Origin of the sequence: Aureimonas sp. AU12 (genome assembly GCF_001463705.1) — a bacterium.
In the GTDB taxonomy this organism is placed as follows: Bacteria; Pseudomonadota; Alphaproteobacteria; order Rhizobiales; family Rhizobiaceae; genus Aureimonas.
This window is the reverse complement of record NZ_BBWH01000028.1, coordinates 152,117-164,898: the sequence shown is the minus strand read 5'-3', so window position 1 is coordinate 164,898 and position 12,782 is coordinate 152,117. Positions and strand designations below refer to the sequence as shown.

General features: G+C 68.1%; 12 protein-coding genes and 1 tRNA gene. 6 read left to right on the top strand and 7 right to left on the bottom strand.

Annotation, left to right across the window (positions count from 1 at the left end; genetic code table 11):
• Positions 1-108: 108 nt before the first annotated feature.
• Positions 109-804, top strand: a complete 696-nt coding sequence (gene ctrA, locus AUL33_RS12065) for a response regulator transcription factor CtrA (protein WP_062207990.1) — start codon at positions 109-111, stop codon at positions 802-804.
• 78 nt (positions 805-882) lie between these two features.
• On the opposite strand, the gene AUL33_RS12060 is transcribed toward ctrA, so the two are convergent.
• Together AUL33_RS12060 and chpT are read right to left on the bottom strand one after the other, a co-directional pair.
• Positions 883-1,257, bottom strand: a complete 375-nt coding sequence (locus tag AUL33_RS12060) for a response regulator (protein ID WP_062207987.1) — start codon at positions 1,255-1,257, stop codon at positions 883-885.
• Between the two features lie 164 nt (positions 1,258-1,421).
• On the bottom strand, positions 1,422-2,057 hold the full coding sequence (chpT, locus tag AUL33_RS12055; protein ID WP_062208321.1) for a histidine phosphotransferase ChpT: 636 nt from the start codon (positions 2,055-2,057) through the stop codon (positions 1,422-1,424).
• 320 nt (positions 2,058-2,377) lie between these two features.
• Between chpT and AUL33_RS12050 the strand changes: the two genes are divergently transcribed.
• The gene (locus AUL33_RS12050; protein WP_062207984.1) at positions 2,378-2,968 is read left to right on the top strand and encodes a DUF1134 domain-containing protein; all 591 of its coding nucleotides are present in this window, start codon (positions 2,378-2,380) and stop codon (positions 2,966-2,968) included.
• A 285-nt stretch (positions 2,969-3,253) separates the two neighbouring features.
• The gene (locus AUL33_RS12045) at positions 3,254-4,348 is read left to right on the top strand and encodes a hypothetical protein (protein WP_062207981.1); all 1,095 of its coding nucleotides are present in this window, start codon (positions 3,254-3,256) and stop codon (positions 4,346-4,348) included.
• On the opposite strand, the gene AUL33_RS12040 is transcribed toward AUL33_RS12045, so the two are convergent.
• The 3 genes from AUL33_RS12040 to AUL33_RS12030 all read right to left on the bottom strand — a co-directional run bounded on the left by AUL33_RS12040 (position 4,275) and on the right by AUL33_RS12030 (position 5,724).
• Entirely contained in the window at positions 4,275-5,102 is an 828-nt protein-coding gene (locus tag AUL33_RS12040) for an RNA methyltransferase (RefSeq protein ID WP_062207978.1), read from the bottom strand. The two genes, AUL33_RS12045 and AUL33_RS12040, sit on opposite strands and share 74 nt — an antisense overlap.
• A gap of 77 nt (positions 5,103-5,179) precedes the next feature.
• A tRNA-Glu gene (locus AUL33_RS12035) sits at positions 5,180-5,254 on the bottom strand.
• Positions 5,255-5,313: 59 nt separating this feature from the next.
• The gene (locus AUL33_RS12030) at positions 5,314-5,724 is read right to left on the bottom strand and encodes a hypothetical protein (RefSeq protein WP_062207975.1); all 411 of its coding nucleotides are present in this window, start codon (positions 5,722-5,724) and stop codon (positions 5,314-5,316) included.
• A gap of 30 nt (positions 5,725-5,754) precedes the next feature.
• Here AUL33_RS12030 and AUL33_RS12025 point away from each other — a divergent pair, with 30 nt between their 5' ends.
• The 3 genes from AUL33_RS12025 to recQ all read left to right on the top strand — a co-directional run bounded on the left by AUL33_RS12025 (position 5,755) and on the right by recQ (position 9,962).
• Positions 5,755-6,816: an RluA family pseudouridine synthase gene (locus AUL33_RS12025; RefSeq protein WP_062207973.1), complete on the top strand. Its 1,062-nt coding sequence runs from the start codon at positions 5,755-5,757 to the stop codon at positions 6,814-6,816.
• Between the two features lie 177 nt (positions 6,817-6,993).
• Positions 6,994-7,905, top strand: a complete 912-nt coding sequence (rpoH, locus tag AUL33_RS12020) for an RNA polymerase sigma factor RpoH (protein WP_062207970.1) — start codon at positions 6,994-6,996, stop codon at positions 7,903-7,905.
• A gap of 164 nt (positions 7,906-8,069) precedes the next feature.
• Positions 8,070-9,962 (top strand): DNA helicase RecQ, encoded by a 1,893-nt coding sequence (gene recQ, locus AUL33_RS12015; RefSeq protein WP_062207967.1) that lies wholly within the window; start codon positions 8,070-8,072, stop codon positions 9,960-9,962.
• A 386-nt stretch (positions 9,963-10,348) separates the two neighbouring features.
• Here recQ and gndA read toward each other — a convergent pair whose 3' ends face one another.
• Both gndA and fghA read right to left on the bottom strand, forming a co-directional pair.
• The gene (gene gndA, locus AUL33_RS12010; RefSeq protein ID WP_062207965.1) at positions 10,349-11,782 is read right to left on the bottom strand and encodes an NADP-dependent phosphogluconate dehydrogenase; all 1,434 of its coding nucleotides are present in this window, start codon (positions 11,780-11,782) and stop codon (positions 10,349-10,351) included.
• A gap of 137 nt (positions 11,783-11,919) precedes the next feature.
• A complete protein-coding gene (gene fghA, locus AUL33_RS12005) occupies positions 11,920-12,765 on the bottom strand; it encodes an S-formylglutathione hydrolase (RefSeq protein WP_062207962.1) in 846 nt (281 codons plus the stop codon).
• Positions 12,766-12,782 lie beyond the last annotated feature (17 nt).

Here is a 12,782-nt window from a genome sequence, read left to right as displayed (position 1 = left end):
CTTGAAGGCATTGTTAACCATTCAGTGCCAAGCTCTAAGCCGGCTCAAATACGAACTCCAACCTAGTCGGAACTGTGTTCCCGCCGGGCTGATGCAGAGGATTAAGTGATGCGCGTTCTTTTGATCGAGGATGACAGCGCCGTCGCGCAGAGCATCGAACTCATGCTCAAGTCCGAAAGCTTCAACGTCTACACCACCGATCTGGGTGAGGAAGGCGTCGATCTCGGCAAGCTCTACGACTACGACATCATCCTCCTCGACCTCAACTTGCCCGACATGTCGGGTTACGAGGTCCTGCGGACGCTGCGTCTGTCGAAGGTGAAGACGCCGATCCTGATCCTCTCCGGCATGGCCGGCATCGAGGACAAGGTTCGGGGCCTGGGGTTCGGTGCCGACGACTACATGACGAAGCCCTTCCACAAGGACGAGCTCGTCGCCCGGATCCACGCCATCGTGCGTCGCTCCAAGGGCCATGCCCAGTCGGTCATCAACACCGGCGACCTGACGGTCAATCTCGATGCCAAGACCGTCGAGGTCAACGGCCAGCGGGTTCACCTGACGGGCAAGGAATACGCCATGCTCGAGCTGCTCTCGCTGCGCAAGGGCACGACGCTGACGAAGGAAATGTTCCTCAACCACCTCTACGGCGGCATGGACGAGCCCGAGCTGAAGATCATCGACGTCTTCATCTGCAAGCTGCGCAAGAAGCTGGCGACCGCCACCGAGGGCAAGAACTACATCGAAACGGTCTGGGGCCGCGGCTACGTGCTGCGCGAGCCGGAAGCCGACACCCGCGCCGCCTGATCTTCGCATCCCGTAGAGCCGCGACGAACCCAAAGCCCGCCGTCCCCTCAAGGACCGCGGGCTTTTCGGTGTCCGGTCTCAGGCCGCGACCTTCACGAACGGATCGACCCAGGCGAGAAGCGAAGCGCGATCGAAGGGCCGGAAGATGAAACCGTTGGCCCCGGCCCGCTTGGCGCGGGTCATGACGCCGAGATTGGCGTCGACGAGCGAGACGAGGATGGCCGCCTTGGCGGTGGCGGGCTTGGCGCGAAGCGCCTTCACGGCCGCTTCCACCGGCGTCCCGTCGAGGGCGGCCGACAGGATCACGAGTTCGCAGAGGCCGCTCTTGGCGAGCAGCATCTCGGCTTCGGCGAGCGAGGCCGCGCCTGTCGTCTCGATGTCGATGCCGCCCAGGATCCGGGCTGCGACCTTCACCACGACGCTGGAATCGTCGATCACCAGGCACTGCGTCATCGTCGGCTCTCCCGGTCGCGCCACCCCGGCGCCGTTCCTTGTACCGGCAGAACCCTACGCGCAGATCCTTTTCGGACCCGTTGCCAAGAACGGATAAGGAACGGTCAATCCGATCGCTCCAACTGTCGGCATCCGCCCCGCCACCGGGCGGGACGAGGTGTCCTTCAGGCCGGGCGAACCGTGAAGGTCGCCATCTCCTCGACGATGTCGAGCGTGACCGTCAGGCCGCATTCGCGCGCCAGCAGCAGCGTGTAATATTGCTGGATGCCGTGGGCGTCGATCGGCTCGGCCGGGGTCTCGCCGGCCACCAGCGTGCGGAACAGGGCGGGGACGCGCAGCGGCTTGCCGCGGGCGGTGATCGTGATCTCGGCCGCCGGCTCCAGCTTCTCGATCTGCACCTCGACCTCGCGGCCGCGCGGCACCGAGGCGTTGGCGACGAGCACCAGGTTCAGCACCAGCTTGGCGATGTTCTTAGGCACGTAGGCGCGCTCGCCGGTCCAGGCGAGATCGGCCTTCTCGAAGGACATCAACCCCTCGGCCACCGACTTGGCGTCGCCCATGTCGATTTGCGCGACCGTCGAGCCCGACGAGCCGTAGGCGACGCGGGCGAACTGCAGCTTGGTCACGGCGCTGTGCGTGGAACGGCGCACCAGCGCCATCGCCTCGGGGTCGTTCGGCATTTCGTCAAGGAGCTCGAGACCCGCCTGCACCGCGCCGACCGGCGAGATGATGTCGTGGCACAGTCGGCTGGCGAGAAGTGCCGCCAGATCCGGCGCGGACATATCGGGCAGGTTGGTCATCGTCGATCCGTTCATGGCCGTTGAATTGCTTAAAATTGCGTGAACTCTTCGAGCGCCGTAACACGGCGTGCGAATCGCGGCGAGAGTCGCGGCGGCGTCGCCGCAATTTCGCCCCCCAGGTGGCGCGTGCGCGCCACGGTTCGCCTCCCCCTGTGGCGCGTGGACCCAGATCCGCTCAGGGCCCGACCGTCGCTTTCGATGCCCTCGTTTACACTCTGGCAACCATGGCGAGCGCAATCTGGGGATCGACGCGGATCGACGCGGCGCACCGGCGCCGTGACGGATCCGATTGCCGTCTCACGCTTTCGAGGAGCCGTCCGATGAACCGCATCGCCCGTCAGATCCGTTCTCTGTCGCTCGCCCTGCTGGCTGCAACGGCGCTGCTCGCCGTCGCTCCGCCACCGCCCGCCAGCGCGCAGGAGCAGGCCAGCGGCTATACGATGGACGAGATCGTCACCGAGGGGCACCGCTTCTTCGGCTCCACCGCCGGAGGCCTCGCCACGGTGATCGAGAAGGCCTTCCAGCAGAAGGGCCTGCCGAACGGCTACATTCTCGGCGAAGAGGGCTCGGGCGCCTTCATCGGCGGCCTGCGCTTCGGCGAGGGCACGCTGTTCACCAAGAATGCCGGCGAGCACCGGATCTACTGGCAGGGCCCCTCGATCGGCTTCGATGCCGGCGGCGACGGCGCCCGCACCATGATGCTCGTCTACAACCTGCCCTCGGTCGAGGGCGTCTACGGTCGCTATATCGGCGTCACAGGCAGCGCCTACCTCGTCGGCGGCCTCGGCATGACCTTCCTGCAGCGCGACTCCATCACGCTCGTGCCGATCAAGACCGGCCTCGGCGCGCGTCTCGGCGTCAATGTCGGCTACCTCAAGCTGACCCCGTCGGCGACCTGGAACCCCTTCTGATCCAGAACGACAAACGCCCGACCTCGCGCCCTCGCACGACGTCCGTCCGGTCGCGGCGCGCGAGCGGCCGGACGTCGGCGCCGGCCATCCGACGGCTTGCCGCACACACGGCCCCGTCCCGGTGTCTTTTCGCGAATCGTCGAACGCCGCTCTAGGCAGATCGCGAGAGACTGCCCTAAGTGTCGGGAACGGGCAGCGATCTCCACAGGCGTGGCGGGTGCGACAAGACCCGCGGGGACCGGGGCGGCGCGCGATCGGGGCCCTCGATCAAACCTTGGGATTGCCATGCTTGCGACCGGCCTCGTCTTCGTCCTCGGCGCCCTCATTGCGAGCCTCGTGGCCCTCCTCCTCGTGCCGCTCGTCTGGCGCAAGGCGCAGCGTCTGGCCCGCCGCGACTTCGAGGCGACGATCCCGACGAGCGTCAACGAGATCCGCGCCGAGGTCGATGCCGTGCGCGCTGCCTCGGCCTTCGACATCCGCCGCATCGAGATCCAGGCGCGCGAGGCACGCGAGGCCGGCGCCCGCGAGCGCGCCGAGGCCGGCCGCATCGTCGTCGAGAACGGCGAACTGCGGATCCGCCAGGCCGAACTCCAGAACGAGCTCGCCGCCGGGGCCGGCGCCTTGCGCCGTCTCGAGGAAAAACTGGAGGCGCTGACCGGCGAGCGCGACGAGTTGCACGAGACGCGCCAGGAACTGCGCCACAAGCTGCAGCTGCGCGGCGAGGAGTTGGAAGGACTGGCCAGCAAGTATCAGGAGATGCGCGAGGCCGCCGACGACCGCCGCCTCGCCCTCGCCGCCGCCGAGACGCGCATCCTGCAACTCACCGACGCGATGCGCGCCGGCACGACCCGCTCGAAGGCCGATGCGCCGGCGCCTGCCCCCGTTCCAGCCCAGGTGGAAGCGCCCGTCGCGCCGCTCCTCGCTGCGGCGTCTCTTCCCACGACAGGCAGACCCGAGACCGTGTCGGGCAGCCATCGCCTGCGTGCCGCCATCGCCTCGCGCACCGGCGAGCGCCGTCCGGCCTCGCGCGAGGAGAACGCCGAGATCCGTGAGCGCATCAGCGACATCGCCGCGCGCGTCATCCACAAGCAGGTCGAGACGGACGGGCCGCAGTCGCCTGTCGCCCGCATCATCTCCGAAAGCGGCCCGGCGCAGACGAGCGCAGCACCGACGCTTGCCGACCGGGTGAAGCGCCTGATGGCCGGCGAGGACATGTCGGCCGGCGAGCCAACCCTCGCGCTGGCGGCGCCGGACGAGACGAGCATGACACCCACCTTGCAAAGCGCCACTACGTCCGAAGCGGCGGTCAGCGAGCCGGCGCGTCCGGTCGCAGCGAAAAGAAATGGTGGAGGGCGATCGCGGCCGCGGTCGCGACGTTGAGACTGTCGAGCCCCGGCGCCATGGCGATCCTGAGGCTGCGGCAGTCCTGAAGGAAGCGCTCGGCAAGCCCCTCCCCTTCCGTGCCGAGAAAGAGCGCCCGCGGCCGGGGCTCGCGGATCTCGTCGAGCCGCCGCTCGCCGGCCGGCGACAGCGCCAGGCACTCGAACCCGGCCGCGCTCAGCCGCTCGCGGATGGCACCCGGCTCGCCCGCGCGCCAGAACGGCACCGTCAGCACCGTCCCCACCGAGACGCGGATCGCTTTGCGATAGAGCGGATCGCAGGCCTGCCCGTCGAGCAGCACCGCGCCGGCCCCGAAGGCGGCGGCGTTGCGGAAGATCGCCCCCATATTGTCGTGATTGGCGATGCCGCAGGCCACGACCACCTGCCCGCCCTCCCGCGCGATCGCGGCGAGATGCCGGTCGAGATCGTCGGCCGGCATCGGCACCGTCTCGCCGTGGGCGAGGATGCCGCGATGCACGGGAAAGCCGGCGACCGCATCGAACACTGCCTGTTCCGCGACGTAGAGCGGCACGTCGTCCGGTAGGTCGGCGATACGCATCTCCAGACCCGCCAGCCGGTTGCGCAGGATCAGGAGCGCCGTCGGCCGGAACCGCTCGGCCTTGAGCAGGAGGTCGAGCACCACCGCCCCTTCCGCGATGAACCCGCCGCGCCCGACGAGGTCGCGGTCGCGAATACAGCGAAACGGCTCGATCCGCGAATCGGCGGGGTCGGTGATGAGAAGGGGCTGGATCATGCGTCGCTCTCTTGCCGGTTTCGCTCTAGCCCTTGAGGTCAGAAAGCCGTTTGCAATGCAAAAAGAAGAGAGATGACTGGTACGCCCAAGGGGAATCGAACCCCTGTTTGCGCCGTGAGAGGGCGCCGTCCTAACCGCTAGACGATGGGCGCGAGCCAGTGGTTGTCCGTATAGCCACGGCGTTTCCGGATGGCAAGCGCTTTTTTGGCGCTTACGGCGTCGTCGTCGCGGGAGCCGGCGAAGCCGCGCCCTCGACCCGGATCGGGTAGCGCGAGACCACCTCGCCGGTCGCCAGATCGACGATCAGCAGCTCTTCGCCGCCGCCCGCCAGCGCGATGCGGATCAGCGCATGGTTGGCGTCGAGCGCGCTCTCGGCGATCCGCGCGCCGGCCGGCAGCAGGATCGGCGCGCTGTTGCCCTCGGTCAGCCCCTGCGTGGCGCCGGCCGGCGCGGCGGCGGTCTCGGCGGGCCGGTCGGAGCTGCGATAGACAACGGCGGAGAGAACCGCGATAAGTCCCACGAAGAGGACGGCGATCGATAACGCGAGGAGCCGTACCATCTTGCGGCGAACCCGCTCGAAGGCCGGATCGATCGGCGCCTGCGTCCCGTTTTCATCCGTCATCGCGTTCAGTCCAGTCTCTCGGAGGGTGTCATTTCGGCCGTTGGTACAGGGGGAGCCGAAGCGGGCGCAAGCCGCTTCGTGGTGGAGGGCGAGAACGCCGGAAAGCGTCTCGACCAGTTCCTGGCGCAGGCGGTCGGGGGCGAACTCTCGCGCTCGCGCGTCCAGGGCCTGATCGAGGCCGGCGAGGTCAGCGTCGATGGCGCGCCCGTGCGCGTGCCCAAGCGCAAGGTCGCGGCCGGCGAGACGGTGGCCTTTACGGTGCCGGAGGCCGAAGCCCCCGAGCCGGTCGGCGAGGACATCCCGCTCGACGTGCTCCATGAAGACGAGCATCTCATCGTCATCGACAAGCCCGCCGGGCTCGTTGTCCATCCCGGCCCCGGCAACTGGACGGGCACGCTCGTCAACGCCCTCCTCTTCCATTGCGGCGACACGCTGTCGGGCATCGGCGGCGTCAAGCGGCCGGGCATCGTCCACCGTCTCGACAAGGAGACGAGCGGCGTCATGGTGGTCGCCAAGACCGATCTCGCCCATCGCTCGCTCGCCGACCAGTTCGCCGCCCACGGGCGCGACGGGCGGATGGAGCGCGCCTATCGGGCGGTGGTCTGGGGCGTTCCCTCGCGCCCCGTCGGCCGGATCGAAGCGGCTCTCGGGCGCTCCAATTCCGACCGGATGAAGCGCACCGTGGTCAACGAGGAGCGCGCCGACGCCAAGCATGCGGTGACGCATTTCCAGGTGATGGAGCGCTTCGGCGGCGCGGCCGAGCACGCCGCGCTCGTGACCTGCGTTCTGGAGACCGGCCGCACCCACCAGATCCGCGTCCACATGGCTCATATCGGCCACCCGCTCGTCGGCGACGACGCCTATGGGGCGCATTTCCGCTCCAAGGCCCGCAAGCTCGGCGAGAATGTCGCTGCCATCATCGAGCACTTCCCGCGTCAGGCCCTCCATGCCTTCCGCCTCGGCTTCGAGCACCCGGCCAGCGGCGAGCCGATGGAGTTCGAGACCGAGCTGCCCGCCGACATGCAGGAACTCCTCGAGGGCTTCCGCCATTGTGCCGATGAGCCGCGCGGTTCGACCTACAAAAGCCGCTGACGAGACGTCGGATTTGGGCCGAAAGGTGAACGGATTGTAATCCGGTTCATCGGTTTGCGATCATGAAACGCCGGGTTCGCGTCCCCATATGAGTTCGGGCGGAATGGGTCTTCAGGGACGCTCCGTCGTCGGCCGGCTCGAATGCGAGCGGCCGTTGCAGTCGAAGGAGGGTTTCACATGGCGCGAGCCAATCTTCCGAGCATCGCCTCGGGCGAAGGCGGCCTCAGCCGCTATCTCGAGGAAATCCGTCGGTTTCCCATGTTGGAGCCCCAGGAAGAATACATGCTCGCCAAGCGTTACGCCGAGCATGACGACCGCGATGCCGCACATCGGCTCGTGACCAGCCATCTGCGTCTCGTCGCCAAGATCGCCATGGGCTATCGCGGCTACGGCCTGCCGATCGGCGAGGTCGTGTCGGAGGGCAATGTCGGCCTGATGCAGGCGGTCAAGCGTTTCGACCCGGAGCGGGGCTTCCGTCTGGCGACCTACGCGATGTGGTGGATCAAGGCCTCGATTCAGGAGTACATCCTGCGCTCGTGGAGCCTCGTGAAGATGGGGACCACCGCCAACCAGAAGCGGCTGTTCTTCAATCTGCGCAAGATGAAGAGCCGCATCCAGGCGCTCGACGAAGGGGACCTGCGCCCGGATCAGGTCGATCAGATCGCCACCCAGCTCGGCGTCTCGCCCGAAGAGGTCGTGTCGATGAACCGTCGCCTGTCGGGCGACGCCTCGCTGAACGCCCCGATCCGCGCCACCGAAGGCGAATCGGGCGAGTGGCAGGACTGGCTGGTCGATCAGACCGAGAACCAGGAAGACATGCTCGTCGAGCAGGACGAGCTGAACCAGCGCCGCGACATGCTGCATCAGGCGATGGACGTGCTGAACGACCGCGAGCGCCGCATCTTCGAGGCGCGTCGCCTTTCCGACGATCCGCTGACGCTCGAGGCTCTGTCCGGCGAGTTCGACATCAGCCGCGAGCGCGTGCGCCAGATCGAAGTGCGCGCCTTCGAGAAGGTTCAGAAGGCGGTGAAGGACACTGCCGAAGCCGCCCGCCGGGCGCTGCGCGTGGTCGAGGACGTCCACGCCTGATCTGCGAGCCGGCCGGCCGTCGCCGTCCTTCCAACCCCCGGAGCCGCCAGCTCCGGGGGTTTTCCATGTCGGGCCTTCGCCGGGTGCTGGGGACGACGCCGCGCCGGCGGTTGCCTCGACGCCCGTGATACCCGACAGTGCCCGACGCTTTCCCGGAGACCTCGATGCCTGAAACCGGACGCCGCACCCAGGCCGGGTCGGCCCCTTCCGACGCCCTGTTCGACGGACCCAAAGCCGATGGCCGCCTTCGCGAACCGCGCGAGGTGCTGCGCACCGTCTTCGGCCACGGCGCGTTTCGCGGCGAGCAGGAGGCTGTGGTCGAGCAGATCGTGCGCGGCGGCGACGCGGTGGTGCTGTTCCCGACCGGCGCCGGCAAGTCGATGTGCTATCAGGTGCCCGCGCTCTGCCGCCCCGGCACGGCGATCGTCGTCTCGCCGCTCATCGCCCTGATGCGCGATCAGGTGGAGGCGCTGCGCCAGGCCGGCGTCTCGGCGGCCTCGATGAACTCCTCGATGAGCGAGGAGGAGCGCAGCGCGGTCTGGCGCGATCTCGTCGGCGGCAAGCTCGACCTTCTCTATGTCACGCCCGAACGGCTCGTCGGCGAAGGCTTCCGGCGCACGCTCTCGCAGGTGCGCATCGCACTCTTCGCCATCGACGAGGCGCATTGCGTCAGCGCCTGGGGCCACGACTTCCGGCCCGAATACCGCGAGCTCGCGCGCCTTGCCGACGACTATCCCGACGTGCCGCGCATCGCCCTGACCGCCACCGCCGATCCGACGACGCGGGCCGACATCGTCGAGCGCCTGCGGCTGGCCGACGCGCCGGTCTTCATGACCTCGTTCGACCGGCCGAACATCCGCTACGCGATCGTCGAGCGCGACAATCCGAAGAAGCAGCTTCTGGCCTTCCTTCAGAACCACAAGGGCGCCAGCGGCATCGTCTACTGCCTGTCGCGCCGCAAGGTGGAGGAGACCGCCGCCTGGCTGAACGAGCAGGGCCTATACGCCCTGCCCTACCATGCCGGCATGGAGTCCGCCGTGAAGGCGCGCAACCAGGACGCCTTCCTCAAGGACGAGAACCTCTGCCTCGTGGCGACGGTGGCCTTCGGCATGGGCATCGACAAGCCCGACGTGCGCTTCGTCGCCCATCTCGATCTCCCCTCCTCCGTCGAGGCCTACTATCAGGAGACCGGCCGCGCCGGGCGCGATGGCGCACCCTCCGAGGCGTGGATGGCCTACGGGCTGCAGGACGTGGTGCAGCGCCGCCGGATGATCGACGAGGGCGGCTCGGAGGAGGCGATCAAGCGGGTGGAGCGGGGCAAGCTCGATGCGCTCCTCGGCATCTGCGAGACCGCCGAATGCCGGCGCGCTGCGATCCTGCGCCATTTCGGCGAGGCCCATCCCGGCAACTGCGGCAATTGCGACACCTGTCTCTCGCCCGTCGAGACCTGGGACGGCACGGAAGCGGCCACCAAGCTTCTCGCCGCCGTCTACCGCACCGGGCAGCGCTACGGCTCGGGCCACGTCATCGACGTCCTCACCGGCAAGGCGACCGAGAAGGTGCAACGTGCCGGCCACGACACGCTCGCCGTCTTCGGCGTCGGCCGCGACATCGACGCGCGCACCTGGCAGTCGGTGGCGCGCCAGCTCACCGCCGCGAGCCTGCTGACGATCGATCACGAGGCCTTCGGCGCGCTGACGCTGCCGGAAGAAGCCCGCGCGGTGTTTCGCGGCGAGCGGCGCGTCACCCTGCGCAAGGATCGCGCCCGCGTCGCAACGCAGTTCAAGCGCTCCGGCGGGCAGGCCACCGACGGGCTGGACGGCCTGTCGGCGACGGTGTTCGAGGCCTTGCGCCGCGAGCGCACCCGCCTCTCGCGCGAGCAGAAGATCCCGCCCTACATGGTGTTCTCGGACGCGACCCTGCGCGCCATGGCGCAGGCCCGCCCGACGCGTCCGCAGGACCTCAAGGCCATTCCCGGCGTCGGCATGGCCAAGCTCGAACGCTACGGCGAGATCTTCCTCGACGCCATCCGCCTCGCCGCCGACGGAGAGGTCTGACAAAGGCTCTTGAAGAACCGCTCGGCCGGGGCTGCCGCGGCTGCCGGACGCCTTCGCATCTGCAGCCCTTGCGAAGCCAAGAGGCCGCTCCAAGCGATCCCTTGATGGACGCCAGAAGGAAAAGGGCGCGCCGATCGAAGGCCGAAGCAGGCGAACGGCCGATGCAGGGGCCATCCGCGTGAGCTCGCAGGAGAAGAACGGGAAGCGACCTCGTCGCCTCCCCTCGTCAATCCGGCGCTGGCCCAGACTGACTATCTCTCGTCAGCTCGACCTCGAGAAAATAGGCGACGAGTCGCGCCCGCCGCCTGAATCGCGGCTCCATGCGGACAGTCCGACCCGCATGGAACCAAAGCGCGCCCCCGCGAATGCGGGAGGCGAAGGCCCGGTCAGACCGCCGGCCAGCGGTGGTGGAAGACGCCTTCGCGGTCCAGCCGCTTGAACGTGTGAGCGCCGAAGAGGTCGCGCTGCGCCTGCGTCAGGTTCGTCGTGCCGCGTGCGCGCCGGTAGTCGTCGAAATAGGCGAGCGCGGCCGAGAGCGCGGGCACCGGCAGGCCGGCGAGCACGGCCTTGGCGACGACGCGGCGCAGCGAGGCCTGCCCCTCTTCCACCAGCGTCTTGAACGAGGGCGCCTGCAGCAGGTTGATCACCTCGCCGCCGCCGCTCTCATAAGCCTGTGTGATGTCGTCGAGGAAGCGCGAGCGGATGATGCAGCCGGCGCGCCAGATCCGGGCGATCTCGCCGAGCGGCAGGTGCCAGCCGAACTCCTTCGACGCCTCCGCCATCGTCGCGTAGCCCTGCGCATAGGCGATCAGCTTGGCGGTCTCGAGCGCGGCTTCGAGTTCCGCCAGCCCGTCCTGATCGGCGTGGAACTCGGCCTTGGCCGTCGTCACCGCGCCGAAGAGCTTGGCGGCACCGGCGCGTTCCGCACGGCGCGAGGAGATGCCGCGCGCCGAGACGGCGGCCTCCAGCGTGGTGGCGCCGATGCCGAGCTTCTGCGCCTCGATCACCGACCAGCGCCCGGTGCCCTTCTGACCGGCCTCGTCGACGATGACGTCCACCAGCGGCTTTCCGGTCTCGGGATCGGTTTCGCTCAAGGTCACCGCGGTGATCTCGACGAGATAGGACGAGAGGCCGCGCGTGTTCCAGTCGGCGAAGATGTCGGCCATCTCGCCGGCCTGAAGGCCGACGCCGTCGCGCAGGATGCCGTAGACTTCGGCGATCATCTGCATATCGGCATATTCGATGCCGTTGTGGATCGTCTTGACGAAATGGCCGGCGCCGTCGGGGCCGAGCCAGTCGACGCAAGGCGAGCCCTCGTACTTCGCCGAGATCGGCTCGAGCAGGGGCTTCAGGCGCTCCCAGACCGCCTCGTCGCCGCCCACCATGATCGACGGCCCGTGACGCGCGCCCTCTTCGCCGCCCGATACGCCCATGCCGACGAAATGGATGCCGGTGTCCTTCACCTCGCGGTCGCGGCGCACCGTGTCGTTGAAATCGGCATTGCCGGCATCGATGAGGATGTCGCCCTTATCGAGATGCGGCAGCACCAGCGCCATCTGCTCGTCCACTGGCGCGCCGGCATTCACCATCAGCACGACGACGCGGGGGCTCTTCAGCGTCGCGATGAAATGCTCGATCGAGTCGGTCGGCACCAGACGCTCGGCCAGCGCCGGATTGTCGTCGCGCACGCCGTAGGCTTTCGCCACCGTGCGGTTCGACAGCGCCACCGTGAACCCGCCATTGTCGGCGAAGTTCAGCGCGAGGTTCGCGCCCATCGTCCCCATTCCGAGGACACCCAGGTCCGCCTGCCGCTCGCTCATGCCCGTTCCCCCTTGCCGCCATCCGGGTTCGCATCCGGTGGAATCGGCCCTCGCCATGGTTTCGCGTTACCGATAACAACCGGCGAAACGATTGAAAAGGTGGAGACCGGCAGAAGCTGGCCTCCACCTCGATATCGTCAGCCCCGGTGCAGGTGCTCGGCGTGATAGGCGACGTGGTCGGCCATGAAGGACGAGACGAAGTTGTAGGAGTGGTCGTAGCCGTCGCGCATCGTCAGCGTCAGCTTGATGCCGGCCTTGGCGCACGCCTCGCGCAGCAGATGCGGGCGCAGGCCCGTGTCGAGGAACTCGTCGGCGGTGCCTTGGTCCACGTAGAACTCGGGGAAACGCTTGCCGTCGGCGATCAGCAGCGTCGTGTCGTACTCGCGCTGCGCCTTCGAGCCGACGCCGAGATACTTGTCGAGGGCCGGCTTCGACCAGTCGGCCGTGGTCGGCTGCACGATCGGCGCGAAGGCCGAGGCGCTCTTGTAGGCCTCGGGGTTCTTCAGCGCGATCGTCAGCGCGCCGTGGCCACCCATCGAATGGCCGGAGATCGACTGGCGGCGCATGTCGGCCGGGAAATGCGTGGCGAGATAACCCGGCAGTTCGTCGGTGACGTAGGAATACATGCGATAGTTGGCGGCGTATGGGTCGCGCGTCGCATCGAGATAGAAGCCGGCGCCCGAGCCGAACTGCCAGTTGCCGGGCTCGTCGGGAACGTTGGTGCCGCGCGGGCTGGTGTCGGGCAGCACGATCATCACGCCGTGCTCGGCGGCGGCCTTGCGATACTCGGCCTTGTCCATCGCGTTCTGGTGCGAGCAGGTGAGGCCCGAGAGATACCAGAGCACGGGTACCCGGCCCTCGGATGCCTGCGGCGGCGTGAAGACCGCGAAGGTCATCACCGTGTCGGTGGTGCGCGAGTGATGGCGGTAGACCCCTTGCGTGCCGCCATGGGCCTTGGAGGACGAGATCGTATCGAGCGGCATAAGCGGGGCATCCTTCT

Coding starts and splice junctions, on each gene's coding strand:
- ctrA (WP_062207990.1), top strand. CDS start 109: ATGCGCGTTCTTTTGATCGAGGATGACAGCGCCGTCGCGCAGAGCATC.
- AUL33_RS12060 (WP_062207987.1), bottom strand. CDS start 1,257: ATGACGCAGTGCCTGGTGATCGACGATTCCAGCGTCGTGGTGAAGGTC.
- chpT (WP_062208321.1), bottom strand. CDS start 2,057: ATGACCAACCTGCCCGATATGTCCGCGCCGGATCTGGCGGCACTTCTC.
- AUL33_RS12050 (WP_062207984.1), top strand. CDS start 2,378: ATGAACCGCATCGCCCGTCAGATCCGTTCTCTGTCGCTCGCCCTGCTG.
- AUL33_RS12045 (WP_062207981.1), top strand. CDS start 3,254: ATGCTTGCGACCGGCCTCGTCTTCGTCCTCGGCGCCCTCATTGCGAGC.
- AUL33_RS12040 (WP_062207978.1), bottom strand. CDS start 5,102: ATGATCCAGCCCCTTCTCATCACCGACCCCGCCGATTCGCGGATCGAG.
- AUL33_RS12030 (WP_062207975.1), bottom strand. CDS start 5,724: ATGACGGATGAAAACGGGACGCAGGCGCCGATCGATCCGGCCTTCGAG.
- rpoH (WP_062207970.1), top strand. CDS start 6,994: ATGGCGCGAGCCAATCTTCCGAGCATCGCCTCGGGCGAAGGCGGCCTC.
- recQ (WP_062207967.1), top strand. CDS start 8,070: ATGCCTGAAACCGGACGCCGCACCCAGGCCGGGTCGGCCCCTTCCGAC.
- gndA (WP_062207965.1), bottom strand. CDS start 11,782: ATGAGCGAGCGGCAGGCGGACCTGGGTGTCCTCGGAATGGGGACGATG.
- fghA (WP_062207962.1), bottom strand. CDS start 12,765: ATGCCGCTCGATACGATCTCGTCCTCCAAGGCCCATGGCGGCACGCAA.